Origin of the sequence: Novosphingobium sp. MBES04 (assembly GCF_000813185.1) — a bacterium.
Taxonomy (GTDB): Bacteria; Pseudomonadota; Alphaproteobacteria; order Sphingomonadales; family Sphingomonadaceae; genus Novosphingobium; species Novosphingobium decolorationis.
Genome location: NZ_DF850488.1, coordinates 2,722,431 through 2,747,899, shown reverse-complemented (window position 1 = coordinate 2,747,899; position 25,469 = coordinate 2,722,431). Strand labels below are relative to the sequence as shown.

19 protein-coding genes and 3 pseudogenes are annotated in these 25,469 nt (G+C 66.9%); 6 read left to right on the top strand and 16 right to left on the bottom strand.

The window, feature by feature from the left end; genetic code table 11:
- Positions 1-92 precede the first annotated feature (92 nt).
- Positions 93-530, top strand: a complete 438-nt coding sequence (locus MBENS4_RS12215; protein ID WP_084592063.1) for a PilZ domain-containing protein — start codon at positions 93-95, stop codon at positions 528-530.
- Positions 531-697: 167 nt separating this feature from the next.
- Here the strand turns inward: MBENS4_RS12215 and MBENS4_RS12210 are convergent, their stop codons facing one another.
- The 6 genes and pseudogenes from MBENS4_RS12210 to MBENS4_RS12195 form a co-directional block, all read right to left on the bottom strand.
- Positions 698-1,672 carry a hypothetical protein gene (locus tag MBENS4_RS12210; RefSeq protein ID WP_039391050.1) on the bottom strand — a complete coding sequence of 325 codons (975 nt, stop codon included), beginning with the start codon at positions 1,670-1,672 and terminating at the stop codon, positions 698-700.
- An 83-nt stretch (positions 1,673-1,755) separates the two neighbouring features.
- The gene (gene hemH, locus MBENS4_RS12205) at positions 1,756-2,766 is read right to left on the bottom strand and encodes a ferrochelatase (protein WP_039391049.1); all 1,011 of its coding nucleotides are present in this window, start codon (positions 2,764-2,766) and stop codon (positions 1,756-1,758) included.
- Positions 2,766-3,617 (bottom strand): molybdopterin cofactor-binding domain-containing protein, encoded by an 852-nt coding sequence (locus MBENS4_RS27400; RefSeq protein WP_340140835.1) that lies wholly within the window; start codon positions 3,615-3,617, stop codon positions 2,766-2,768. The genes hemH and MBENS4_RS27400 overlap by 1 nt, the downstream gene beginning before the upstream one ends.
- A pseudogene (locus tag MBENS4_RS27395) lies at positions 3,618-3,824 on the bottom strand (hypothetical protein); the annotation flags it as partial.
- A 998-nt stretch (positions 3,825-4,822) separates the two neighbouring features.
- A pseudogene (locus MBENS4_RS27390) lies at positions 4,823-5,035 on the bottom strand (hypothetical protein); the annotation flags it as partial.
- On the bottom strand, positions 5,035-6,051 hold the full coding sequence (locus tag MBENS4_RS12195; protein ID WP_039391048.1) for an Mrp/NBP35 family ATP-binding protein: 1,017 nt from the start codon (positions 6,049-6,051) through the stop codon (positions 5,035-5,037). The pseudogene MBENS4_RS27390 and the gene MBENS4_RS12195, both read right to left, overlap by 1 nt.
- 177 nt (positions 6,052-6,228) lie before the next feature.
- Between MBENS4_RS12195 and hflK the strand changes: the two genes are divergently transcribed.
- The 3 genes from hflK (at position 6,229) to MBENS4_RS12180 (ending at position 9,925) form a co-directional block, all read left to right on the top strand.
- Positions 6,229-7,404 carry a protease modulator HflK gene (hflK, locus tag MBENS4_RS12190; protein ID WP_039392311.1) on the top strand — a complete coding sequence of 392 codons (1,176 nt, stop codon included), beginning with the start codon at positions 6,229-6,231 and terminating at the stop codon, positions 7,402-7,404.
- Positions 7,404-8,249 (top strand): protease modulator HflC, encoded by an 846-nt coding sequence (gene hflC, locus MBENS4_RS12185; protein WP_039391047.1) that lies wholly within the window; start codon positions 7,404-7,406, stop codon positions 8,247-8,249. Before hflK ends, hflC begins: the two co-directional genes overlap by 1 nt.
- 146 nt (positions 8,250-8,395) lie before the next feature.
- Positions 8,396-9,925 carry a Do family serine endopeptidase gene (locus tag MBENS4_RS12180; RefSeq protein ID WP_199904374.1) on the top strand — a complete coding sequence of 510 codons (1,530 nt, stop codon included), beginning with the start codon at positions 8,396-8,398 and terminating at the stop codon, positions 9,923-9,925.
- Between the two features lie 87 nt (positions 9,926-10,012).
- Here the strand turns inward: MBENS4_RS12180 and MBENS4_RS25400 are convergent, their stop codons facing one another.
- From MBENS4_RS25400 to phhA, 4 genes are all read right to left on the bottom strand, one after another.
- A complete protein-coding gene (locus tag MBENS4_RS25400; RefSeq protein WP_144400905.1) occupies positions 10,013-10,381 on the bottom strand; it encodes a hypothetical protein in 369 nt (122 codons plus the stop codon).
- 284 nt (positions 10,382-10,665) lie between these two features.
- Positions 10,666-11,220: a VOC family protein gene (locus MBENS4_RS12175; RefSeq protein ID WP_039391046.1), complete on the bottom strand. Its 555-nt coding sequence runs from the start codon at positions 11,218-11,220 to the stop codon at positions 10,666-10,668.
- Positions 11,221-11,337: 117 nt separating this feature from the next.
- Entirely contained in the window at positions 11,338-12,447 is a 1,110-nt protein-coding gene (gene hppD / locus MBENS4_RS12170) for a 4-hydroxyphenylpyruvate dioxygenase (RefSeq protein ID WP_039391044.1), read from the bottom strand.
- Complete coding sequence (phhA, locus tag MBENS4_RS12165; protein WP_039391043.1) at positions 12,444-13,307, bottom strand: phenylalanine 4-monooxygenase; 864 nt, start codon at positions 13,305-13,307, stop codon at positions 12,444-12,446. The genes hppD and phhA overlap by 4 nt, the downstream gene beginning before the upstream one ends.
- A 107-nt stretch (positions 13,308-13,414) precedes the next feature.
- Here phhA and MBENS4_RS12160 point away from each other — a divergent pair, with 107 nt between their 5' ends.
- Positions 13,415-13,876 carry an Lrp/AsnC family transcriptional regulator gene (locus MBENS4_RS12160; RefSeq protein WP_039391041.1) on the top strand — a complete coding sequence of 154 codons (462 nt, stop codon included), beginning with the start codon at positions 13,415-13,417 and terminating at the stop codon, positions 13,874-13,876.
- A 221-nt stretch (positions 13,877-14,097) separates the two neighbouring features.
- Positions 14,098-15,086 (top strand): annotated as a pseudogene (locus MBENS4_RS24135) (AbrB family transcriptional regulator).
- A 21-nt stretch (positions 15,087-15,107) separates the two neighbouring features.
- Here MBENS4_RS24135 and MBENS4_RS12150 read toward each other — a convergent pair.
- The 6 genes from MBENS4_RS12150 to MBENS4_RS12125 all read right to left on the bottom strand — a co-directional run bounded on the left by MBENS4_RS12150 (position 15,108) and on the right by MBENS4_RS12125 (position 25,289).
- On the bottom strand, positions 15,108-19,868 hold the full coding sequence (locus tag MBENS4_RS12150) for an NAD-glutamate dehydrogenase domain-containing protein (protein WP_039392307.1): 4,761 nt from the start codon (positions 19,866-19,868) through the stop codon (positions 15,108-15,110).
- 382 nt (positions 19,869-20,250) lie between these two features.
- Complete coding sequence (leuD, locus tag MBENS4_RS12145) at positions 20,251-20,862, bottom strand: 3-isopropylmalate dehydratase small subunit (RefSeq protein ID WP_039391040.1); 612 nt, start codon at positions 20,860-20,862, stop codon at positions 20,251-20,253.
- Positions 20,859-22,310 carry a 3-isopropylmalate dehydratase large subunit gene (leuC, locus tag MBENS4_RS12140; protein WP_039391039.1) on the bottom strand — a complete coding sequence of 484 codons (1,452 nt, stop codon included), beginning with the start codon at positions 22,308-22,310 and terminating at the stop codon, positions 20,859-20,861. The genes leuD and leuC overlap by 4 nt, the downstream gene beginning before the upstream one ends.
- Positions 22,307-23,335: a zinc-dependent alcohol dehydrogenase gene (locus MBENS4_RS12135; protein ID WP_039391038.1), complete on the bottom strand. Its 1,029-nt coding sequence runs from the start codon at positions 23,333-23,335 to the stop codon at positions 22,307-22,309. The genes leuC and MBENS4_RS12135 overlap by 4 nt, the downstream gene beginning before the upstream one ends.
- The gene (locus MBENS4_RS12130) at positions 23,332-24,099 is read right to left on the bottom strand and encodes a cupin domain-containing protein (RefSeq protein ID WP_039391037.1); all 768 of its coding nucleotides are present in this window, start codon (positions 24,097-24,099) and stop codon (positions 23,332-23,334) included. The genes MBENS4_RS12135 and MBENS4_RS12130 overlap by 4 nt, the downstream gene beginning before the upstream one ends.
- The gene (locus MBENS4_RS12125) at positions 24,096-25,289 is read right to left on the bottom strand and encodes an FAD-dependent oxidoreductase (RefSeq protein ID WP_340140818.1); all 1,194 of its coding nucleotides are present in this window, start codon (positions 25,287-25,289) and stop codon (positions 24,096-24,098) included. Before MBENS4_RS12125 ends, MBENS4_RS12130 begins: the two co-directional genes overlap by 4 nt.
- Positions 25,290-25,469 lie beyond the last annotated feature (180 nt).

Below are 25,469 nucleotides of genomic sequence, written 5' to 3'. Positions count from 1 at the left end.
CGCATGCCTTTTCTCCGCACAATTGCGGATAGGGCATTTCGCGGGTTCAGCCCTAACGCCGCAGCAGCCCATTTCGTGACAAGACGGTCACCATGCGCGAAACCGATCCCTCCGATTGCCATGTACGCCGCAGGACCATCAGCCGGGCCGCGCTCGAAAACCGTCCCGAGGTGCCCTCCGGACGTCGTAGCCAGAGCCGCCTGCGCGTTCGGCTACCCGCACGGATCGAAACCCTGGCCGAAGACTTCCAGGTCATTCTGGCCGACCTTTCCGGCAACGGCGCCCGCTTCCTGACCGACGCCCGGCTCCCCCCGGGCAGCGAAGTCGTGCTCGCCTGGGGCCGCCACGAAGCCTTTGGCGAGGTCGTCTGGTGCGCCCACAACCAGTGCGGCCTTGCCTTTGTCGAACCGCTCGATCGGCGCGTCCTTCTCGACACCCGCGCCCTCAACGATGCAGCCCAACTGCCCGACGATCGCGCCATGCTCAAGCAGATCGCCTCGCAATGGGTGCGCGGCGTACGGCGTCTCTAGTTCGGCTTGCCAACTCACCGGGCTCCTCCAGCTGGATCCCTCACGTCCCGCCCGCCGCCTGGGCCGAGACAGCCGAGGTTTCCGATTCCGGTGTCAAGGGGCGATGGCCCCTTGGAAAAATTCTCCCTTCTTCATGTTATAGGCCCCTGAGGCCAAACTCCCCACGCTCAAAGCGGCATCGCCCCAGACAGTTCGAGCTGCGCGAAATAGCGTGCCATGGCGTCCTGCGTGGATGGGGACAGCGCGATGAAGGCCCGCCGCCGGTCGCTGTCATCGCACACGCGCACGAACAGCCCGGCTTCTACCATCTGGCCAATCCAGCGCAGCGCCGTCGTCGGGGGTACGCCTGAGGCGATGCACAGCGATGTTACCGAAACACGTTTCCCCTCCCCTTGCGAGGCGGTGAGATCGAGCAGCATGTCCCACGCCGGATCGGCAAAAAGATCGCCTTCGAAGAAGCGCCCGCGCTGCTGGCGCTGGCGCAGGATCCGGCGCACCAGCGCAGCCGGGGGAAGTTCAGGGGGCGTATCGGCCTTGGCGGCCGCTCCTGGCTTCGTCTCGACCCTTTGGCCGAAGTCGAAGACAGGACCATTGCCCACTGCCCCTGCTCCCGATCCGGGTCCCAGCCGCTGGATCTGCCCGGCGATCTGGCCGACCTGTTCGGTCAGCCGCAGCAGCATCAGGCGGTCATCCTCGGACAGCTCGCGCAAACGCGTCTGGCCAAAGCTTGCCATGACCCGGCCAAGCGCGAGCACGCGTTCCGCCCGGTCGGGATCGACCAGCAGGATCGGATCGGACTGGTCCATGCACGAAAAGACGCAGTCGAGCGCCTCCACCGATGTCGATACGATGAGCCGGGTGCCCGAACGCCGGGCCGTCTGATCGAGGCGCGCCAGCATGGCGGTGCCGCGCGCATCCACCTGTGGACAATCGACAAGAACGATGTCACCCAGCGGGCGGACATCCTCGAACGCGAGGTCCTCCAGGCTTCCCGTCGCGGTAACTTCCAGCCCGGCGGCAACCGCGTCTTCGCGAACGCCCGCGCGCAGATTGGGCCTGTCCGCGTAGATCGAGAGCCGGGTGCGTGCCTGTCCGGTCTCCCCATAGGCGAAATCCCCGTGCGAAACGTCCGTCCCTCGCATCTGCCCGACTCCGTAAAATTCCGATGGAACAGGAGTAGAACAAAGAAGAATGGCGTCAATCGCGGGGCCCGGTTAAATTCCTGTCACCATCCACCAAGTTCCTGACGAACAAGAACTTCCAGCATCTCGATGCCGATGGGCTTGGCGTTGAGGCAGGTCAGTGTCGCGAAGTCCTGGCCTCCCGCCTCCTCGAACTGTTCGCGTCCGCGCAGGGCCAGTTCTTCGAGTGTCTCCACGCAATCGGCCGAGAAACCCGGAGCCGCCACCGCGATCCGCTTCGTGCCAGCCGCCGCTTCCTTCGCCAGGACCACGTCGGTCGCCGGCTCCAGCCACTTGGCGCGCCCGAAGCGCGACTGGAAGCTGGTTTCGACCCGCAGATCGGGCAGGCGCCGGGCGAGGCGTTCAGAAAGCAGGCGCGCGGTCTTGCGGCATTGGCAGTGGTAGGGATCGCCCAGGTGCAGTGTGCGTTCGGGCATGCCGTGGAAGGAGAGCAGCAGCACTTCGGGCACGAACGCCAGCGCCTCGATCTGTGCGGCGAGGTCCTCTTCGAGCGCCGCGACGTGGGCGGGATGGTCGTAGTAGGGGGGCAGCGTGCGGATCGCCGGTTGCCAACGCATACCCTTCAGCGCCTCGCCCAGCTTGTCCATGACCGAGGCCGTCGTTGCGCCCGAATACTGCGGGTAGAGCGGCGCGATGAGGATGCGGTCGCACCCCTCGTCCTTCAGGGCCTGGAGCCGGTCGGGGATCGAGGGATTGCCGTAGCGCATGGCCCAGTCGACCCGGACATCCTCGCCCAGGCGTACCTGCAGTGCCTCGGCCTGGTCGCTGGTGATGGCGGCCAAGGGCGAGCCCTTCTCGGTCCAGACCTGGCTATAGGCATGTGCGGACTTGGCCGGGCGCGTGCGCAGGATGATGCCGTGCAGGATCGGCTTCCAGGCGAGCGGCGGGATCTCGATCACGCGCGGGTCGGACAGGAACTCGGCAAGATAGCGGCGCACGGCCGGCGCGGTGGGCGCCTCGGGCGTGCCCAGGTTGACCAGCAGAACACCGATTCGCCCCACAGGGGCCGCCGGATGAGTGTCGGGACGCAGCATCACAGTTCCTCGGAAAAAAGCGGCAAACGCCGGAAACGAAGCCCGGTTGCCGAGAAAAGCGCATTGGCAAGCGCGGGCGCCGCGACAGCAACACCCAGTTCGCCCGGATCGACCGGCTCGACATCGCTGGTGACGAAGGCGACCTCGATCTCGGGCGTGTCGCGCAAGGTCGGCAGACCCAGTTCGCCCAGGGTCTCGAACTGGGGGCGGCCTGTCACGTAGCGGGTGCTGCAGCCCAGGGCGAGGCCGAGCCCGAACAGCAAGCCGCCTTCGATCTGCTGGCGCGCGATGTCGGTGTTCACGATCCGCCCAATGTCGGCCACCGCGCTCAGCCGTTCGACCTTCACCCCGCCTTCTTCGCGCCGGACACTGGCGATGGCCGCAATGTAGCCGCCGCCCAGCGCATGGCAGGCGAGCCCCTGCCCGCTCTGGTCCGCGCCCCCGTCCCACTGCGCCAGGGAGGCGACACGCTGCAGGCATTCGGCGAGGCGCGGCGTCTGGCCGAGCAACGCCATGCGCAGCGCCAGGGGCTCCTTCTGATGGCGGTGGGCCATCTCGTCGAAGAAGCACTCGGTAAAGAAGGCGGTGTAGCCATGCGCGTTGCCGCGAAGGCGCCCGGTAGGCAGCGCAATACGCGCAGGCACATGATCGATCTCGATATGCGGAATGGCGTAGACCGGCACCGCGCCCTCCAGGACCAGCGCATCCTCTTCGCCGTCAACCGCCGCGATGGCCTGTGCCGATGTATCGCCATCGATCAGGCGGCGGCCGAACTCACGCGCGCTGGCCGGCACCGCGATGCGCGCGCGCCAGGCCCCGATGCCGCCATTGGTGTCCGGGCGCCCAGCCATGACCGCGACGGCGGGCGTACGCGGAAAACCGGCGCGATGCTCCTCGGCGCGCGACCAGACGAGCTGGACGGGCCGTCCCGCCTCCCGCGCAAGGCTCGCCACCTGGCCTGCAAGAGCGACTTCGAGCCGCCGGTCGAAACTGCCACCCAGCGCCATCGGGTAGAGGACGACCTGCGAAGGCGAGAGCCCGGCGGCCTCGGCCGCCATGCGCTTTGCAGCCTCGGGCGCTGCGTCCCGATCCACAGTTCGAGGAGGCCGTCTTCAAGCCGCGCGGTGGCCGCCGCCGTCTCGATCCCGGCGTGCAGCGCGGGCGTCACTTCGTAGCGCAGCTGAACCGGCAGTGCGCCGCCGGTAAGATCCATGTCCCCCTGTCCGAAGACACGGCGGGCGTGGCCATCACGAAGGGCCGTGTCGAGCGCGGTCTCGACCTCGGCGCTGTCGACGCCCCCGGCAAAGCGGAACAGCGGCTGCATGCGTTCCAGCGCGGTCTCGGCCGCCCAGCCGTTGCTGGCGAGCGCGGCCACCCAGGCAACGCCCTGCGTTTCGCCTTTCACGATCCGCTCGAAGCCGTGCACCTCCTTGCCGCGGGCCTCGTCGATCGTTTCGAGACGGCTCGACGCTGCGATGGGGCCATGCCGGATCGCGGCGTGGAGCATGCCGGGCAAACGCACATCGCCTGCAAAGGTCCACGAGCCATCGACCTTGGAGGGGAGATCCAAACGCGGGAAGGCAAGCTCGGCGCCGGGCGGGAAGTCGCTCGGGTCCTCAGCCGGCGCCACGGGCTGGAGCGGGGGCACATCGGGCGGGTCCAGACGGCTCGCCGCCTCTGCCAACGCGCCGAAGGGCAAGGTCTGCTCCCCGTGGCGGACGAGACCATCGGCGACGGTGCATTCCTCCCACGCCACGCCCCAACGCTCGGCGGCGGCCTGCATCAAAAGCGCGCGGGTGGATGCCGCCGCGGCGCGCGCGGGCGCTTCGTAGGCGGCGAGCGCGGTGCCGTCGGCAGTGACGTTGAAGCGGTTGTCCTCAGCCCAGCGACGGGTGACGAGGTCCTCGGGCTGCTCGACCAGGCGCGGCGCGGCGGGCAGCCACATCTCGCCCCAGCGGGCAGCCAGGACAGTGTTGGCATAGTGCGCGCTGACCGGCGCGGGCTCGACCGCGACCTGGCGCCAGTCCGCGCCCAGCTCCATCGCGACGATCTGCGGCAGGAGCGTGGTAATCCCCTGCCCCATCTCCACCTGCGGGACGGCGACGGTGACGACGCCCTGGCGCGAGATCTTGATCCAGGCGTCGAAGGCCTGTTCGTCGGGGCCGGGCTGGAGCGGCAGCGGAAAGCTGCGCGGGCGCAGCAGCCAGCCGACGGCAAGTCCGCCGCCGACAAGTCCCCCTATCAGGATGCCCCGACGCGTGACGCGCATCAGTTGCTCTCCGCGCCCGCCGTGCTGTCCAGCCACGCGGCGACCTGCTGGCCCAGCGCGGCAAATGCCTCGGCCTGCCTGCCCTCACCGGCCGCAGGCGGCGTTCCGGCATCACTCTGCGTGCGGATGGCGATGTCGAGCGGGATGCGCCCCAAGAAGGGGACGCCCAGCTCCTGCGCCGAGGCCTGCGCCCCGCCGCACCCGAAGGGATCGCTTTCCTCGCCGCAATGAGGACAGATGTAGCCCGCCATGTTCTCGACCAGGCCCACGATCGGTACGCCGCCCTTGGTGAAGAGCTCGATCGCGCGGGTCGCGTCGATCAGCGCCAGATCCTGCGGGGTCGAGACGATGACCGCCCCTGCCGGCTTGAACTTCTGGAGCATGGTCAGCTGCACGTCGCCCGTACCCGGCGGGAGGTCGACGACGAGCACGTCCGCGTCCTCCCAGTGGGCTTCCAGGAGCTGGGTCAGCGCGCCTGCCGCCATCGGCCCGCGCCAGGCGATGGCCTGCCCGGGTTCGGAGAGGTGCGCCATCGACAGCACCGGCACGCCCCAGGGGCTTGCCACCGGAACCAGCCGCTTGTCGTGGGCGACCGGCTTGATGCCCTCGGTGCCGAGGAGACGCGCCTGCGAGGGGCCGTAGATATCGGCATCGACGAGGCCGACCTTGAGCCCCTGGCGCGCGAGGGCGACAGCCAGGTTGGTCGAAAGCGTCGACTTGCCGACCCCGCCCTTGCCCGAGCCGACCGCGAGAATGCGCGGGGCTGCCTTGACGGCACCGGCGTCCTTGTCGGCCATGAAGGCGATGCGCACTTCGGCGATATCCTCTTCGCGCAGCAGCGCCTTGCGCGCCGCGATCTCGAGCGCGGCGCGATCCCTTGCGGAAAGCCCGGAGGCCTCCAGGATCAGCGTGACCGTACCTTCGGCGCAGCGCAGCGATTGCAGGCGCTCGCGCGCCTGGGCGGGAAGAAGCGCGCGCAGCGCCTCGGTATCGGGAGTGCTGTCGGGGGTGCTCATGACAGGGGCGTCGCTTTGCGGAATTGTGAGCGGTTCATGGCGCTCAGGTGGCCCAGCGAAGGAAAAAGGGCAAGAGTGGCCCTGTTTTTCGGTGCAAGGGTGTTTTTTGGCACAAGCCTTCCTATAGATAACGCCATGAAAGCGATTGGCGATGCAATTACGCGAGCAGGCCTGAAGATGGCCGGACGCAACAGCCCCTGGGGCTCGGGCGGCGGCTCATCGGGTGAGGATGGCACCGGATCGGGGCAGGACGGCAGCGGCGCGGACGACGCCTCGAGCGGCGGTTCCGACGATGGCGATGGTGACAAGGGTGGCTCGGGCGACAGCGCGGGCCCGCGCAATCCCTGGCTTCCCAGCGGCAATCCCCCGCCGCGCCGTTCGGCCAGCATCGAGGACATCTTCCGCTCGCGCGATCCGCGCAAGGGCGGTGGAGGCGGCGGCCCGCGCGGCCCCGGCGGTGGTTTCCCGCAGATGCCGCGCCGTCCCGACGGCTCCTCCTGGATGCCCTTCCTCATCGGCGGCGTGGTCTTGCTGTTCCTCTTCCTGTCGAGCTTTCACCAGCTCGATCCGGGCGAACAGGGCGTCGTCACCCGCTTCGGGCGCTATTCGCGCGTCATCGATTCGGGCATCACCCTGACCGCCCCCTGGCCTATCGAAAGCGTGAAGGTGGAGGACGTGCGCTCGTTCAACGTCGACACCATCCCGGAAGGCAGCGGCGAGAAGCTGATGCTCACCAGCGACAAGAACCTGGTCGACCTGACCTACCTCGTGCGCTGGAACATCAAGGACCTCAAGAACTACACCTTCCGCCTGGCCGATCCGCAGGAAACCGTGCGCGAGGTCGCCGAGACCGCGATGCGCGCCTCGATTGCGCAGATCTCGCTCAACGATGCCATCTCGGGTGACGGACGTGCCCGCGTCGAGCAGGACGTGCGTGAGCGCATGCAGACGCTGCTCGACTACTACAAGTCGGGCATCGCCATCCAGGGCGTGGAAATCAAGAAGTCAGATCCCCCGTCCAAGACCCGCTCGGCCTTCGAGCAGGTGACGGTGGCCCAGCAGGACGCCGAGCGCGACCGTTCCGAAGCCCGCGCCTGGGCCCAGCAGAAGCTGGCCGAGGCGGAAGGTAACGCCTCACAGTTCGACAAGGTCTACGAGGAATACCGCCAGGCCCCCGAAGTGACCAAGCGGCGCATGTACTACGAGACGATGGAGCGTGTCCTGCGCAACAACGACACGGTCGTGGCCGAGGCCGACGGCGTGACCCCCTACATCCCGCTGCCCGAAGTGACCCGCAGGGCCGCGCCGGCCGCCAGCGCGGACGGGAATGCCAACGCGAAGGGAGGCCAGTGATGAGCGCCTCGATGCAGAAGTACACCGGCCTCCTGGTCGCCGCAGCCATCGTTCTCGTCGGCCTGTGGATGAGCGTGATCATCGTGCCCGAGGACCAGCAGGTGGTGATCGTGCGCGGTGGTAAGCCCAACCGTGTCTACAACGCCTATGTCGCAGGCGCGCCCTATGGTGCGACCGATGCGGGCATCCACTTCCACATTCCCGGCTACGAGCGCGTCCAGCGCATCGACAAGCGCCTTCTCTCCGTCGACATGAGCCAGGAACAGGTGCTCTCGACCGACCAGCAGCGCGTCAATGTCGATGCCTATGCCCGCTACCGCATCACCGATCCGGTCAAGATGATCGAGACCGCGCGCACCAGCGAGAACGTGACGCAGCAGCTGATCCCGATCCTGTCCTCGAACGTGCGCCAGGAACTGGGCAAGCGGACCTTTACCTCGCTACTGACCGCCGAGCGCGGGCAGGCGATGGCCAACATCCGCGACCTGCTCGACAGCGAGGCCCGGCAGTACGGCGCGCGCGTGGTCGACGTGCGCATCAAGCGCGCCGATCTTCCCGACGGTGCCCAGGAAAGTGCCTTCAACCGCATGGTCGCCTCGCGCCAGGAAGAGGCCAAGACGATCACCGCGCGCGGCCAGCGCGATGCCCGCATCATCCGCGCCGAAGCCGAAGCGCAGGCGGCGGGGATCTATGCCGAGAGCTTCGGCAAGGACCCGGCCTTCTACGACTTCTACCGCGCCATGCAGAGCTACGACGTGTCGTTTGCCAAGGATGGCGAATCCGGATCGAAGACCCTGTTGCTTTCGCCGGACAATGCCTACCTCAAGCACTTCCGGCAGCCCTGAACGGCCCGGATTTTTGGACAGATACCAGCCCGAGCCCCGCACCATTCAAACCCGGTTAAGTTGCGCCGCTTCATCCGGGGGGGCGGGGTCGGAACAAACGGTGCCGTGACACCGTTGCAACGGAGGAATCAAAGGACGTGAAGCCCGTGCGATACGCTTATGGATTGACCACCGCCCTCCTTCTGGGAGGCGCCACCCTCTCGCTGGCGACCGGATATCCCGCCGGGGCGCAAGTCGCCCAGAACGAAGCCAGCCAGATGACGCATGTCGTGCCGCGCTCCGGCGCGCCGGCCAGCTTCGCCGATCTCACCGAACAGCTGGCCCCTGCCGTCGTCAACATCTCGACGCGTCAGCGCATCCAGGTCCAGCAGCAGGCCAACCCGTTTGCCGGCACGCCCTTCGAGGGCCTGTTCGGCAACCGCGGCGGCTCGCCCCAGACGCGCGAGGCGCAGTCGCTGGGTTCGGGCTTCGTGATCTCGGCGGACGGCTATGTCGTCACCAACAACCACGTGATCACCGCGGACGGCAAGGGCGAGGTCGAATCGATCACCGTCACCATGCCCGACGGCACCGAGTACCCGGCCAAGCTCGTCGGCAAGGACGCTGCCTCGGACCTGGCCGTGCTCAAGATCGGCCGTGACAAGCCCTTCCCCTTCGTGAAGTTCGGCGACAGCTCGAAGTCGCGCGTGGGCGAATGGATCATCGCCATCGGCAACCCGTTTGGCCTGGGCGGCACCGTCACCTCGGGCATCATCTCGGCGGTCTACCGCAACACCGGCGGCGGCGGCGCTTATGACCGCTACCTGCAGACCGACGCGGCGATCAACCGGGGCAACTCGGGCGGCCCGATGTTCGACATGAACGGCAACGTCATCGGCATCAACAACGCGATCTTCTCGCCGACCGGCGGCAGCGTGGGCATCGGCTTTGCAATCCCGGCCGAGACCGCAGCCCCCATCGTCCAGAAGCTCATCAAGGGCGAGGCAATCGAGCGCGGCTATCTGGGTGTGCGCATCCAGCCGCTCAACGACGATCTCGCCGAAGCGCTGGGCGTGGAAAAGAACAAGGGCGAATTCATCCAGGCGGTCGAGCCGGAAGGCGCGGCAGCCAAGGCCGGGATGAAGGCGGGCGACGTCGTGATCTCGGTCGACGGCAAGGAAGTGAACCGCGAGCAGTCGCTGTCCTTCCTCGTCGCCAACACCGAGCCGGGCAGCCGCATTCCGCTGGTGGTCCTGCGCGATGGCCGCAAGATCACGCTCAACGCCACGGTCGCCAAGCGCCCTGGCGAGGACGAACTGAACCAGGCGTTCAACCCGGACGATGAATCCGACTCCAACCCCTTCGACAACCGCGGCCAGGAAGACACCCAGGGCGTGATCGAGGAGACCCTCGGCGTCTCGGTGATCGACATGAGCCCGCAGATCGCGCGCCAGCTGGGCGTCAGCGATCCGTCCAAGGGCGTGGTCATCGCCGGTGTCGACGCCGCCTCGGACGCGGCCCAGAAGGGCCTTCGCCGCGGCATGATCGTGCTGCTGGCCGACGGCAAGGAAGTGAACTCGAAGGCCGAATTCGCCAAGGCCGTCGAAGCCGCCAAGTCGGAGAAGCGCTCGGCGATGCTGCTGCGCGTCCAGCCGCGCGGCAACCCGCCGATCTTCATCCCGGTGCGCCTGCGCTGAGCGCCTCGCCCCCGATGACACGAAAAGCCCGCCGGTCACCACGGCGGGCTTTTTCGTTGATGACTACATCCTTCACAAACTTGCCTTTTAGGCCGGAACACAGATCATTTTTGGAGGTGTGGTTTCCAGCGTAAATATTGTACCACCATCAGGTAGCACTTCCGGAGGCGGCAATCTCGCATTGTCTTTCGCCACAGCTTGCAGAATTGCGCGCCGAGCGGCTTCGCAGCGCGCGATACTCAGAAAATCTGTAACGGCAACCCCTTGATTGTGAAATAGGATCATTTTCGCCGGGTCAGAGCCTTGAGCCAAAGTAGGGCCGGAACAGGTAAGCGCGACCAGCGCTGAGAGAAAATACTTCACGTTGGCTTCTCCAACTTTCGCGACCCACCAAGGCAGCCGACTACAGAGCACTCCAGCTTCATCGAATTCTAACTCGCGGGTGAGCGCCTTCAACTTGTCAGACTATCTCTTTCCGAACCTTGATGGATTACATTCTCGCTTAGTCCTGAAGTCTTCAAACTTCATCACATGTAAATGTGAAAGCTAATTTCCTCACGAAGAAGTGCGAAGCCCTAAAATTATGAGTGAGATATCACGTTCTGCCGCACGTACCACACGCCGCGCTGGCTAAGAAAGGTGAGGTCGCCCATTCTGGGGTCAAGGGGCGATGGCCCCTTGAAATCGCTTCTTCCTCTTACTTTCCCTGTTCGATGACGGATGGCGTCACCCCAGTCGCCTCAGCCCTGCGCCGCCTCCTCATGCAGCCAGGCCGCATGGCGCGGCGCGCGGCGGGTGCGGCTCCATTCCTCCAGCATATCGTCGGCCACGGCCTTGAGGCGTCCCATCTGATCGGGTGTGCCGAACTGCCAGGCCAGTTCCAGCCGGTGGCCATTGAGGTCGAAGAAGTAGATCGACTTGAACACCCCGTGGTGAACCGGCCCCACCACGTCCAGCCCGCGGGCCTCGAGGCGTGCCTTGGCCGCGAGCAGATCGTCCTCGCTGTCGACCTTGAAGGCGATGTGCTGGACCCATTCGGGCGTCGCGCGGTCGCGATCCATCGCGGGCGAATTGGGCAATTCGAAGAAGGCCAGCACATTGCCGCCCCCGCAATCGAGGAAGACGTGCATGTAGGGATCGGGCGCGCCGGTAGAGGGCACCTTGTCCTCCGCGATGGCGAGCTGGAAATCCATGCCCAGCACGTCCCGGTAGAAGTCCACGGTCTCCTTCGCATCCCGGCAGCGGTACGCAACGTGGTGGATGCCGCCAAGCGACGGTGCAGGAAGTTGGGTCATGGCATTCTCTCCCGGTGTCTCATGTGGGGGCGTGCCGGACCTCGCCCCGGAGGAAGGGAGGTCCGGCACGCGGCGGAGGCGGTGGCTCCCTGAACGGTCCACCTTCCCCCGTCTGTCTCAATCCTTCGAGCCGTTTTCCTCGACGTGGAGGACGCCGCGGCGGACCTGGTCACGCTCCATCGATTCGAACAGCGCCTTGAAGTTGCCTTCGCCAAAACCATCGTCGCCCTGGCGCTCGATGAATTCGAAGAAGACGGGGCCCACCTGCGCCTCGGCGAAAATCTGGAGGAGAAGGCGCGGAGCGCCCCCTTCGGTCGTTCCATCGAGGAGAATGCCGCGCGCCTGCAGTTCGCCCACGTCCTGGCCATGGCCGGGCAGGCGCTCGGCCAGCATCTCGTAGTAGGTTTCAGGCGGCGCGCTCATGAAAGGTACGCCCAGGTCCTTGAGGCGGTCCCACGCGGCGACAAGGTCATCGGTGATGAGGGCAATGTGCTGGATCCCCTCGCCGTTGAAGGCGCGCAGGAATTCCTCGATCTGGCCCTTCCCGCCCTCGCCCTCTTCGTTGAGCGGAATACGGATGCGCCCATCCGGGGCCGTCAGCGCCTTGGAGGTAAGGCCTGTGTACTCGCCCTTGATGTCGAAATAGCGGATCTCACGGAAGTTGAAGAGCTTTTCGTAGTAGTCCGCCCAGTAGGCCATGCGCCCGCCGTAGACGTTGTGGGTGAGGTGATCGATCGTGTTGAAGCCCGCGCCCGCCGGATGGCGCTCGACCCCGGGCAAGTACGCGAAGTCGATGTCGTAGATCGAGAGAGCCGCCGGATCGGACGCGCTTTCGTAGCGGTCGACGAGATAGATGATCGAATTGCCGATCCCGCGGATGCCAGGCAGGCGCAGCTCCATCGGACCAGTCTCGACATGAACCGGCTCGGCCGAGCGGCGCAGCAATTCCTCGTAGGCCGCGCGCGCGTCCTTGACCCGAAACCCCATGCCGCAGGCCGAAGGGCCATGCTCGCGCGCAAAGAACCAGGCCGGGCTGTGGGGTTCATAGTTCGTGATGAAGTTGATCCCTCCCTGGCGCCACAGCTCCACATCCTTGGAGCGGTGGCGCGCCACGCGGGTAAAGCCCATCGCGGTGAACACAGGTTCGAGTAGGCCCTTCTCGGGCGCGGAAAACTCGACGAACTCGAAGCCGTCAAGGCCAATCGGGTTTTCGAAAAGGTCGGTCATGCAGTCTCTCCCAGATTATCAAATGTCGTCTCGCCCGGCAGGCACGCGCCCGGGGCAATCGGCGGCGTGTGGCGCCAGCGCGCATAGAAAGGCGTAAGGTCGAGCGCGACGAGCCGCTCGACGAGTTCAGGCAGGCTATCGAGGACGAAGTACGTCTCCTGGAAGGCGTCGATGCGGTAGCCCGTGCGCATGATCCGCAAGGGATCGAAGGGCAGGCGCAGCACGTCTGGGTCCGTCACCGAGAAGCGCGTCTCGCCTGCCGAAGACAGGATGCCTGCGCCAAACACCTTGAGTTCGCCGTCCTCGCGCACGAGGCCGAACTCGATGGTGTACCAGTAGAGCCGCGCCAGCATGTCGAGCGCGCCCAGTTCCATCGCCCGCGCGCCCGCCGTGCCATAGGCCTGCAGGAAATCGGCGATGGCCGGGTCGAGCAGCATCGGCACGTGGCCGAAGAAGTCGTGGAACACATCGGGCTCCACCAGATAGTCGAGCTCGTGCTCCTCGCGCAGCCAGCGGGTCACCGGGAAACGGCGGTGGGCCAGATGCTCGAAGAAAACCGCGTCGGGGATGAACCCGGGCACGGCGACGAGCCGCCAGCCGGTGGCCGGTTCCAGCACGCGGTTCGCGTCCGAAAAGCGCGGAATAGCCTGCGCGCAATCGAGCCGCGCCAAACCCTCACCAAACGCGCGACACCCGTGCCGGCGCGTCAGTTCGGCCTGCGCCTGGTAAAGGCGGCGCCACCTGTCGTGCATCGCGGGCGTATAGGCATCCCACTCCTGCGCGGCGGTGTAGTCCGCGCCCACCTTGCCATACTCTCCACGAAGACCACTTGCGCTTGTTGTCGTCTGCGGTGTCTTCATGAGGGAGATAGTACCACAGGCCCCGCGCCGGTTTCGTGCGCACTGCGCTCCCCAGAAGGGCCTTCATGGTGTATTCCACCAAGAAACAACCTGGGATTGGATGATTCATGCCGCTGGACGAATTCGACCGGAAGATCCTCGCCGCGCTCCAGGAAGATGCGCGCATGCCCGTGGCGCAAGTGGCCGAACACGCCGCGCTTTCGGCGACGCCGGTCAGCCGCCGTATCCGCAAGCTGGAAGAAGACGGCGTGATCCGGGGCTACCAGCCCGTGCTCGATCCGCGCAAGCTGGGGCTTGAGCTCAACGCCTACGTGCTCATCAACCTCGATGCCCATTCGGACGTCAATATCGAACGCTTCGAAAGCGCGATCCAGGACAACGCCTATGTCATCGCCTGCCATGCGGTGACCGGCGACATGGACTACCTGGTCCATGTCATCGCGCGCGATGTCGAGCATCTCTCGCAGATCACGCTCAAATCCCTGCTGCGCATCCCCGGCGTACGGGACGTGAAATCGATCATCGTGCTCGAGACGATCAAGCCACCGCTCAAGCTTCCGCTGGGCTGAGGCCAAGCCCACTTCATCCGCCAGCCGGATTGCTGCAAGTGCGAAGGATTGCTTTTGACCGCACCTGCGCGCAGAGCGGGGAGATCAGCCCTCTCCCGCACAACAGCGCCGGAACCCGCGTGACCCTTCTTCCTTCGCACCCGCAGCGCTGGCTTGCTCTCATCGCCCTCTCGGTGGTGCTGGGCGCGGGCGGAAACCTCCTTCACATCCCGGCCAGCCTTATGCTCGGCCCCATGTTCGCGGCCATCGCGTTCGCCTTGCGCGACTACGAGATGAAAGCGGACCCGGGCCTTTTCGCAGCCGCGCAGTCCATTGTCGGCTGCCTCATCGCCGCCTCAATGGGCCCCGAAGTCGTCGCGCGCTTTGCCGCCGACTGGCCGATCTTCATCGGCGGCGCGCTCGCCACGCTCTTCGTCGCCTTCGGCACGGGCATTCTTCTGGCGGCCTTTCGCATCCTGCCGGGCGCCGTCGCGATCTGGGGTTCGGCGCCCGGCCTTGCGACCGCATGGTGCTGATGGCGCGCGACAGCGGCGAGGACTTCCGCATGGTCGCCTTCATGACCTACGTCCGCGTGGTCATGGTCACGCTGGGCGCCTCGGCGCTGGCGATGACGCTGGGCGAGGAAAGCTCCGCCCACGCGGTCACCACCGCCTCGCAGCCCTGGTTCTGGCCGGTCGCTCCCATGCCCATGCTGGCGACGCTCGCTACGGCAGCGGCGGGGCTGTTCCTCGGGCGCCTCGTGCGCCTGCCGGCTCCCAATATCCTGGGACCACTGGTCCTGGGCACCATTCTCCATGCGAGCGGCCTCGTCGAGAGCTTCGCGGCCCCGCGCGCGCTCCTCGCCGTCGCCTACATGGTGGTGGGCTGGGGCATCGGCTCGCGTTTCACGATCGAGACGATCCAGCGCGCCCGCACGGTCTTTCCCGCCGTCCTCGTTGCTATTGCCGCGATGATGGGGACCTGCTTCCTGCTGGGCCTGGGCCTCTCGCGCATCGCACACGTCAGCATCGCCACCGCCTACCTTGCGACGAGCCCGGGCGGTATGGACTCGATTGCCATCGTCGCGGCGTCCTCGCCCGTCGACGTGGGCTTCGTGATGACGCTCCAGACCGCACGCATGGCCGCGATCCTGCTGCTCGGTCCCTGGCTGGCCCGCACTATCGCCAAGCGCTTCGTCCACCCGCCCGCAGCGGGCCAGCCCAAGGACTGACCCGCCGCGTACGAGGCACGCTCAGCGCTTGAGCAGGTTGCGCGCCTGCACCGCGATCTGCGCGAGCATCGCGGGCGTATGAGTGCCTGCTTCCTCGGCCCGGCGTACGACCGTACGGAAGGCCGAGATCGCCGCCGCATTCTCGCGCGTCCACTGTGCGGTCGCGCCGTCGAGATCGTCCTTGCCCGCCTTGGTGCGCACGAGCGCCTTCAGGAAATCGAGCCGCATCTGCTGGAAATCGCGGGCAAGTCCCGCCACCAGCAAGCGCTCCCAGGGGTCGGTCGGCGTCATCAGGGCGGCGCTCGCCTGCGCCCAGTCGAGCCCCAGCCCGGCGCCCAGCGAGGTAAAGGCCTCCACCAGTTCGCGCGCCGCGATCTTCGTCTCGGCGGCAAGGTCGGAGATGCCGACCGCGCCATCGAGGTCGAACAGGCGCGTCACTGCGCGGGCCTGCTCCTCGGGTGCGCCAAGCTCGCGTAGGCTCTCGAAGATGCGCTTCGACTGCCCCTGCGCGTGTTCACCCAGGAGATCGTAGACGTCAGCCTTCAGGATCTTCATGCCGCCCTTCAGACGGTCCTTGAGCTCGCCCGGCGCCACGCGTCCTGCCCCGGCCCGCAGGAGGTCCGCCATGTGCGAGCGCATTGCGCCCGCAGCCCGGTCGAACAGCGCAAGACGCGCCTCTTCGGGCATCTCGGCGGTCTCGAGCTGGCTCCACAGGTCGCCCAGATCAAACATGTCCTCGGCCAGCACGAAAGCCGCGGCCATCTGCCCCAGCGTCGCCCCCTCTTCCTCGGCCACCTCGAAGGGATGGACGAGACCCAGGCGGTTGACGATGCGGTTGGCAAGCTTGGTCGCGATGATCTCGCGCGCGAGGCGGTGTTCGCGGATGAAGGTCGTGTACTTGGCCTGCATCGGCTCGGGGAAAGCCCCGACCAGCATCGGCTCCAGAGTCGCGCCATCGGGCAACGAACTGTTCTCGATGGCGGCCTGCAGGACCAGCTTGCTGCTCGAAAGGAGAACGGCGAGCTCAGGGCGGACCAGTCCGCGCCCGTCCTGCCCGCGCCGCACCAGCGTCTCGTTCTCGGCCAGCCCTTCGGTCACGCGGTCGAGGTTGCCACCTTCTTCGAGCATTTCGATGAGGCGGATGTGCGAGTGGACCGTGTCCGCTCCGCCGCGCCCGGCAATCGAAAGGGCAAGCGCCTGGAGGCGGTTGTCCTCGAGTACGATCTCGGCGACCTCGTCGGTCATGTCGCGCAGCAGCGCCACGCGCTTCTTCTCGGTAAGCTTGCCCGCCCGGCGCGCCGCGGCGAGCGCGATCTTGATATTGACCTCGTTGTCCGAGCAGTCGACGCCCGCCGAGTTGTCGATGAAGTCGGTGTTGATGCGCCCACCACGGCCCGCATCGCCCTTGAGCGCAAACTCGATGCGCCCGGCCTGCGTGACGCCCAGGTTCGCGCCCTCGCCAATGACCCGCGCGCCGACTTCGTTGGCGCTGACGCGCAGCGCGTCGTTGGCAGGATCGCCCACGGTCGCGTTGTTCTCGCTCGAGGCTTTCACGTAAGTCCCGATGCCGCCGAACCAGAGGAGGTCGACCTTGGCCCACAGGATCGCCGAAATCAGCGAATCCGGGTCGAGCGCCTCGACTTCGACGCCCAGCGCCTTGCGGATTTCCGGGCTCAGCGGGATCGACTTCATCGAGCGCGGGAAGACCCCGCCGCCCTTGGAGATGAGCGACTTGTCGTAATCATCCCAGCTTGAATGGGTGAGCTCGAACAGGCGCTTGCGCTCGTCCCAGCCGGTCTTCGGGTCGGGATCGGGATCGATGAAGATATGGCGGTGGTCAAAGGCCGCCACCAGCTTGATCGCCTTGGAGAGCAGCATGCCGTTGCCGAACACGTCGCCCGACATGTCCCCGCAGCCCACGACACGGACCGGGTCGCTCTGCACGTCGATCCCCATTTCGAGGAAGTGGCGTTGCACCGAGACCCAGGCGCCGCGCGCGGTAATGCCCATGGCCTTGTGGTCATAGCCGTTCGAGCCACCGCTGGCGAAGGCGTCGTCGAGCCAGAAGTCCTTCGATTCCGCGATACCATTGGCCACATCGGAGAACTTGGCCGTGCCCTTGTCGGCCGCGACCACGAAGTAGGGGTCCTCGCCGTCGCGGATCTCGACGCATTCGGGATGGACGACTTTGCCCTCGACTATGTTGTCGGTGACCGAGAGCAGGGTTGCGATGAAGATCTCGTAGCTCGCCTGCCCCTCGGCCGCCCAGCCTGCGCGGTCGCGCGTGGGATCGGGCAGCTGCTTGGGATAGAAGCCACCCTTCGCACCAGTCGGCACGATCACCGCGTTCTTGACGCGCTGCGCCTTCATCAGGCCCAGGATCTCGGTGCGGAAGTCGTCGCGCCGGTCGGACCAGCGCAGGCCGCCGCGTGCGATCGGCCCGGCCCGCAAGTGGATGCCCTCGACCCGGCGCGAATAGACGAAGATCTCGCGCCAGGGCAGCGGCTTGGGAAGCCCGGGAACGCCTGCGGAATCGAACTTGAAGGCCAGCGCCACCTGTGCGTGCGGGGCAAAGGCATTGGTGCGCAGCATGGCCAGCACGAGGTCGCGGTAGGCGCGCAGCAGACGGTCATCGTTGATGGCGCCAACCCCGGCCAGGCCTTCGCGGATGGCTTCTTCCGCGCTCCCCTGCGCGGCCTTGCGGTCGCCCTTGAAGTCAGGCTGGTGGAGCGCGCGGAACAGGTCGACAATGCCCAGTGTCACCTTGGGTGCGCCGAGCAGCGCCTCGACCACGGTCGCGATGCCAAAGTGCATGCCGCCCTGGCGCAGGTAGCGGTAGAAGGCGCGCAGCCAGTTGGCCTCGCGCTTGGAGAGGCCAAGGCCGGGGACGAGGCGGTTGAAGGCGTCGTTCTCCCCCTCGCCGTTCAGGACCGCGCACAAGGTGTCCTCGATCATGGGCGCGAGACCCAGCACCGCATGGGGCTCGGTGCCTGCGGGAAGTTCCAGCGTGAAGTCGTGGATCGTGCCGATGCGCCCCTGGTCGAGCACGGTCGGCACTTCCGCCAGGACGCGGAAGCCGAAGTTCTCAAGCGCCGGTACCGCATCGGAGAGCGGCAGCTGGCCCGCAGCCTGGTAGATCTTCAGGCGCAGGTTGCCCTCTTCGTCCTGTTCATGGGCGTAGAGGCGCGCGTCGCGCTGGCCCGTGGCGCGTGCGGCCTCGCCCGCCTCGCCGACCACGATCTTGCGCATATGGGCGATGTCGATGGCGGCTTCGGCCGGGCCGTATTCGCTGCGGTAGCCAAGCGGGAAGCCTTCCGCATAGCGGCCCGCGATGGCGTTGGCGCGCGCCGGTTCAAGCTGCTGGGCAAGGACGGCGGCGACCGCCTCGGTCCAGCCGCGCAGCAGCACCTGCAGGCGATGGTCGAGTTGGGCCTCGTCGGGCTCCTGCGCGCCTTCGCGAATGTCGAAGGTGTAGCGCAGCATGGCCAGGCTTCCCGATTCCACCACCAGCGTCCAGTCGAGCGCGGGCGCGTTGGCCGCTTCCTCGACCAGTGCCTGAATGCGGTGGCGCATCTTGGTCGAGACCAGGTCGCGCGGCAGCCAGATGAAGGCGAAGAGGTGACGCATGAGCGGCGCGGTCGCCAGCAGCAGGCGCGGCCGTGGCCGGTCGACGAGGCCGGTCATCGTGCCCGCCAGCCGCTCGACATCGGCATCTTCCAGACCGAGCACCAAGTCGTGCGGCAGGCTGGTCAGCGCATGCGCCAGCGCCTTGCCGGTGTGGCTGCGCGGATCGCAGTTCATGTTCGAGGCAATGCGCGCAAGCACTCCGCGCAGGCGCGGTACGCGGTCGGGCGGCGAGGCCAGCGCCTCGCTGGTCCAGGTGCCGGCATGGACCGAAAGCGCGGTGACCTTGCCCTCTTCCACGAGAGGCACGAGGAACAGGTCGAGCGGGACGCGGCGGTGCACGCTCGACACGCGGTTGGCCTTGATCACCATCGGCGCGGTCAGCTTGCCCTCGGCAAGCTGGGCATCGAACGTGGCGAAGGCGCGTTCGTAGCTGGCATCGGAGAGAAGCGTCTTCACCCCGCGGCGGCAGATGCCCAGGCGCTTCGAATGGCTTTCATCACGCCCGCGGGTGACGTGCCCCAGGATCGTGAGCATGCCTGAGGCGAACCACTCCAGCAGGGCGGCGCCTTCGCGGTCCGCGATGGTGGAGGCGTCCTCGTGGAGCGCATCGACCATGCGCGGCCAGTCCGCGACCGCGCTGCGCACGTCGGCCAGCATCGATTCCAGAGTGCGCTTGAGTTCGCCGCGCTGGCGGGCATCGACGCGCGCCATCTCGATGTAGATCATCGATTCGCGGGTGAAGGCCTCGTCATGGCCATCCGGGCCAAAGCGTGAGAGCGTCCCGTCCGCCTCGCGCGCGACATTGACGATGGGGTGGACCAGCCGGTCGATCACGAGGCCCAGCGCAGCGAGCGCGGCCGCGGTCGAATCGACCAGGAAGGGCATGTCCTCGTTGATGAGCGCCACGCGCAGAACCGGGCGTTCCTCGCCCGCCGAGGCCACTTCGACCACGCTCTCGCCATCCTCGCGCGTTTTCGCCGCATCGAGCAGGAACGCCGCGGCGTCCTCGATCCAGGGCTCGTCCTTCGCGCCGTCACCGGGCAGGAGTCCGGCGCGGATCTGATCGGCCAGAATCTGCGCCAGATCATCGCTTCCGCGCGATGTCTTGGCCGACTTGGTGGCCTTGGCCTTCGAGGTGGTCTTGCCTTCACTCATCATCGTCTCCGCCCAATTGCCGCGTCTTGCTTCGGCCCTTGCCCCTGCCTGGGGAACAAGGCCTGCGCGCGCTTCGGGTTCCCTTCTTGCAAAGGGTTTGTTTCCGTTCGACTTGCGCAGGCCCCGGCACTTGTCCGAGATACCCGGCGCAAAGCCGTCCGATGCCCCGTGGTAACGCCGGTTCGACGCCGAACCAAGAGCTTCACCACGCCCGACTCCGCACGCAAATTAGCGCACGACGCGAAATTTACGTAGACGTTGTTATAATTTTCGTTCGAGCGCGCGCAACGGACTTGAGTTGCATTTTTCGCGCGCAGCAAAAAGGGCGGCGAAACCCCTACTTCGCCGCCCTTCCCGATACTGTGTTCCTGGGTCTTTCGCCTCAGATCGCGAGCGGCTCGTAAAGCCAGGGCTGCGCGGCGCGCTGGCCCTCCTCGAACGTCGAGATCGCGGTGCCCCAGCGACTCTGGATCATGCCGGTTTCGTCCCAGCCCTTGAGCAGGCGTTCGCGCGCATTGTCCGAGATCTCGAAGTCGAGGACCTTCTCGCCCGCCGTGATCGTGCGCGCGACGAGGTCGACGCTCAGTTCGCCCTCCTTGCCGAAAGCGGCAAGTTCCTCGACCGTCGCGGGATCAAGGACGATGGGCAGGACCCCGTTGCGCAGACAGTTGGCCTGGAAGATCTCGCCAAAGCTTTCCGCGATCACGCAGGTGATGCCGAAGTCCTTGATCGTCCAGACCGCCTGTTCGCGGCTCGACCCACAGCCGAATTCGCGGCCCGCGATGAGGATGCCCGCACCGCGTTCCTTGGCCTCGTCGATCGGATTGGCGATCGCGTTGCCTTCGAAATCGACGCGGCGGTCGGCGCAGAAGTGCTGCCCCAGCCCCTCGCGCTGCATGATGAGCAGGAAGCGCGCGGGGTAGATGATGTCGGTGTCGATGCGGTTCTCGCGCAGGAGCAGAACCGGGCTGGTCAGGCTTTCAAAAGGCTTCATGCCACGATCTCCTCGAGCGTGCGGACATCGGCGATATGCCCGGTCACGGCCGCAGCCGCGGCCATCGCGGGGCTCATCAGGTGGGTGCGTCCGCCGCGACCCTGGCGGCCCTCGAAATTGCGGTTGGAGGTCGACGCGCAGCGCTCGCCTTCGGCGAGGCGGTCCTCGTTCATCGCCACGCACATCGAGCAGCCCGCCATGCGCCAGTCGAACCCGGCCTCGGTGAAGATCGTGTCGAGCCCTTCCGCTTCGGCCTGTGCGCGCACGGCCATCGAGCCGGGCACGACAAGCGCGCGCACGCCGTCGGCCACCTTGCGGCCTCGGGCGACCGCGGCAGCGGCGCGAAGGTCCTCGATGCGGCCATTGGTGCAGCTGCCGATGAAGACCACGTCGACCGCGATGTCGGTGACGGGCATGCCCGCTTCGATGCCCATGTAGGCCAGTGCCTTGGCGTGCTGGCGTGCCGCTTCGGCGTCCTCGGGCGCGGCCGGAACCGTGCCATCGACGGGAGCCGCGTCCTGCGGGTTGGTGCCCCAGGTGATCTGCGGGGCGAGCGCGTCAAGATCGAGCGCGACGGTGCGGTCGTATTCCGCCCCCGGGTCGCTGGCGAGCGTGCGCCAGTAGGTCGCGGCCTGCTCGAACATCTCGCCCTGCGGCGCGAGCGGACGGCCGCGCAGGTAGTCGATGGTGGTCTCGTCCGGGGCGACGAGGCCGATGCGGGCGCCCGCCTCGATCGCCATGTTGCACAAGGTCATGCGCGCGGCCATCGACATGGCGCGCACCGCCTCGCCGGTGAACTCGACCGCGCAGCCAGTAGCAAAGCCTGCGCCGTAGCGCCCGATCAGCGCCAGCGCGACGTCCTTGGACGTGACGTGCGCGCCCAGCGTGCCGGAGAGTTCGACCTTCACGGTCTTCGCGCGGCTCTGCACGATGGCGTTGGTGGCGAGCACGGTCTCGCAGTCGCTCGCGCCGATGCCGAAGGCCAGCGCGCCAAAGGCCCCGTGGGTCGAGGTGTGGCTGTCGCCGCAGGCAAGCGTGATGCCGGGCAGCGTAAAGCCCAGCTCCGGGCCCATGACGTGGACGATGCCCTGGCGCGCATCGTCGAGCGGTACGTAGGGAATGTCGAACTCGGCGACGTTGGAGGCAAGACGTGCAACCTGCGCGCCCGCCGCGCCATCATCCTGCGCGATGCTGAGGCGATCGAGCGCGGTCGAAACGGCATGGTCGGGCACGGCCAGGTGGGTTTCCCGGCGGTGGACCGTGCGCCCGTTGCTGCGCAGCGCCTCGAAGGACTGGTGTGTGCTGCATTCGTGCAGCAAGTGGCGGTCGACGTGGATGAGAGCGGCGCGGCTTTCCTCACCCTCTCCTTGCGCTCCGGGCACGACTTCGATGACGTGGCTGTCCCAGAGCTTGCGATACAAGGTGCGCGGGGCACTTGCGGTTGTCACGCGGTCTCTCCGATCTCGATTATGACACGCCCGACATCGCGGGCTTGGGGTCCGGCCAGCAGGGTAAAGGCCTCGGCCACGTCATCCAGCGCGAAGCGCCGAGTGATCGTAGGGCGGAGGGAGAGGTCCCCACGGGCGATGAATTCCAGGACTTCGACCTGTCCCGGCCCTGCCTTCACACCGAGGATCTCCAGCTCGCGCTCGACGATCTGCCAGTTGCTGACGGGAAGGTCGCCGCCGCCGGTCAGCGCGACACGCGCGCCCGGCGCGGCAACGGCGAAAGCCTCGTCCATGCCCCAGGCCGAGGCGGTGGTCTCCATCACCGCGTCCAGCCCTTCCGGGAACGCGCCAAGCACACGCTCAGCGACGCTTTCACCATGGGCGGCAATCGGGAAGAGGTGGGCTGCGCCAAGCTCCCCGGCGAGATCGGAGCGGCGCCCGCTCCCCCCGATGGCGACGACCTCGAGCCCCAGCGCCCGCGCCATGGCGACCGCGCCCAGCCCCATGGCGCCCACGCCCACGATGCCGACGCGCTGCCCCGCCTCCAGCCGCATACGGCGAAAGGCGTTGAGCGCATCGACGGGCCCGGCCAGCATCGCGGCATCTTCAAAGCCGACCGCATCGGGCAGGACCGCGAGCTTGCGCGCCGAAACAAGCGTGTATTCCTCGCAGCAGGTCTGCCGCGCCGGGGTCCGGAACGCCGGATCAAGACACAGGTTGTGGCGGCCCTTCGTGCAGTTGGCGCAGGCCCCGCAGTGGTCGAGCGCGAGCGCGCTGACCCTGTCGCCAGGGGCCAGCCCCTCCACGCCCGCGCCAAGCTGGGCGACGATGCCGGAAAAGTCCGCGCCGATGCCGACCGGATAGCTTTTCACATAGCGCCCACCCCGGTTGAGGTAGGTCCCCACGTCCGTGCCGTAAGGCGCGTAGGCCATGACCTGGACGAGAACCTGTCCGGGGCCCGGCTCCGGCCTGGCGACGTCCTCGACGCGGATGTCACCCGGGGCGTGGAGCCGGGCGGCCTTCACGAAGCGGCTCCGAAGGTCCAGACGAGGATACGCGCGCCCTCGAGACTGGCGGTGGCGCCCAGCAGCGGGGTGTCGGACGCACCAACGGTATAGTCGCCCGCGCTCCAGGTCTCGCCCGCGCCTTCCAGCGCGCCGTCCAGAACGTAGGCTTCCCAGCTCACACCAAGGGCCGCGGCCTCGCCCTGCCAACCGGCCGGAACGAGCGCCTCGAACGTGCGCGCGCCGCTGCGCGGATCGGTGCTGAAGGTCTTGCTCGTCCAGCCTTCGGGCAGCGCGGGATCGGGCCGGGGCGCGACATCGGCGATGGCCAGTTCGAAGACGTGACCTCGCGCATCGTCGGCGGCGGGCAGCGGATACTCGATGGGCTGCTCAGGCTCATGGATCAGCTGAAGTGAGAGCAGCCCGTCGCTGCGCACGAGAGCCAGCGCGCCCTCCTCGGAGCGTTCATCGTGGCCGTGCACGATGTGGCCCGGGCGATAGAAGTAGACGCCCTTGCGAAAGTAGTGGTTGCCATCGAGCGTCACCGAACCCTCGAGCATGTAGACTTCCTCGAAGGCATCGTGGAAGTGCGCAACGCCCCCGCCCCGCCAGCCTTCCGGGATGTAGACGAGGTTGGTGACATGCCCCGTCTCAGGATCCTCGCCCAGCTTGCGCCGCTTGAGGCCGTGGGTGCCCAGCATCTCCCAGTCGAGCGTGTTGCCGCGCACGTGGTCGAGTGGGCCCGCTGCCTTGCGCAGCGCCGGCTCGGTGATCGGTCCTGTCATGCGATTTCCCTTTCCTGTGCAAGGCTGGAGAACATGGCCTGGCGCAGCAGGTAGGCGCGGCGCGCGTCCGGATCGGCCTGGACACGGCGCATCTTCTCGCGCTTGGCGGCGAGCGCGGTCTGGTCGGTCTCGCCCATGTTCTCCATGTTCTCGATGGTCTGGGCCTGGATGAACGAGCGCGTGACAGCCTGGCGCTGGCGTTCGAACTTGGCAAGCGCCTCGAAATCCGCGTCCTTGCGCAGGATCATCCAGAGCTTTTCGGCGAGGTTCCAGCCATCGTGGATGCCGCTGTTCATGCCAAAGCCGCCCAGCGGATTATTGAGATGTGCGGCATCGCCGATGATCGCCATGCGCCCCTCCACGAACTTCTTGGCGACGCGCTGGTGCACGCGATAGATCGTGCGGTGCGTGGTCTCGACATTGCCATGCCCCACGATCCGGTTGAAGATCTGGTCGGCGTTGGCGTCGCTGATGAGGTCCTCGTCGCTGACATCGCCATCGCCGGGCACAAGCACGCGCCAGATGCCCGGGACCTTGAGCAGGACCAGCCATTCGTCAGGATCGCTGATGTAGTTCACGTAGTCGAGGTCGGGGATCGCCTTCTCGATCTCGAGCCGGGTCGACATCGAGACGAACTTCTCCTCGTAGGTGAAACCATCGAATTCGGCCCCGATGACCTTGCGCACGACCGAACGCGAGCCATCCGCGCCGACGAGGAACTTCGCGGCGATTTCGCGCTGGACGCCGTCCTGCTCAACCGTCGCGACGATGCCTTCGCCGTTCTGGCGGGCATCGATGAGGCGGCAGCCGAAATGAACGTCCATGCCGTCGGCTTCCTGCACCTTGGTAGCCAGGTGCTTGGCCAGGTAGTGCTGCTCGCACTGGAGGCGGAAGGGGAAGCGGGTGAGGTCGGACAGTTCGGTCAGGTCGAAGCGCAGGGCCTCGCCGCTGCGGCGGTCGCGCATCTGGTAGATCGGCGCCTTCAGGCCCATGCCGATCAGCGGCTCGGCCGCGTCGATCTCGTCGAGCATTTCAAGCGTCGAGGCGTGGATCGTCGAAGCCCTGAGGTCGTGGGCGCAGTCCGGCTCCTGTTCGATCAGCGTCACCGAGATGCCCATTGCCGCAAGGCGCGCTGCGCAGGTCGCGCCGACAGGGCCCGCGCCCACGACCAGGACTTCGCATCTATTCATGATTGCCACGTACTCCGTTGTGCGTTCTCCCGGCGGCCGCATTGGTGCCGGGAGCCAAGGTCTTGCACCCGGGGCAGACAGGTAAAACGACAGGCCAGCGCACCATCCGTATCGCGGCATGGGCCGAACGGCAGCGCGCCAGCCACGCGCGCCAATGTTCGTGGCATGGAGATTCTCTCT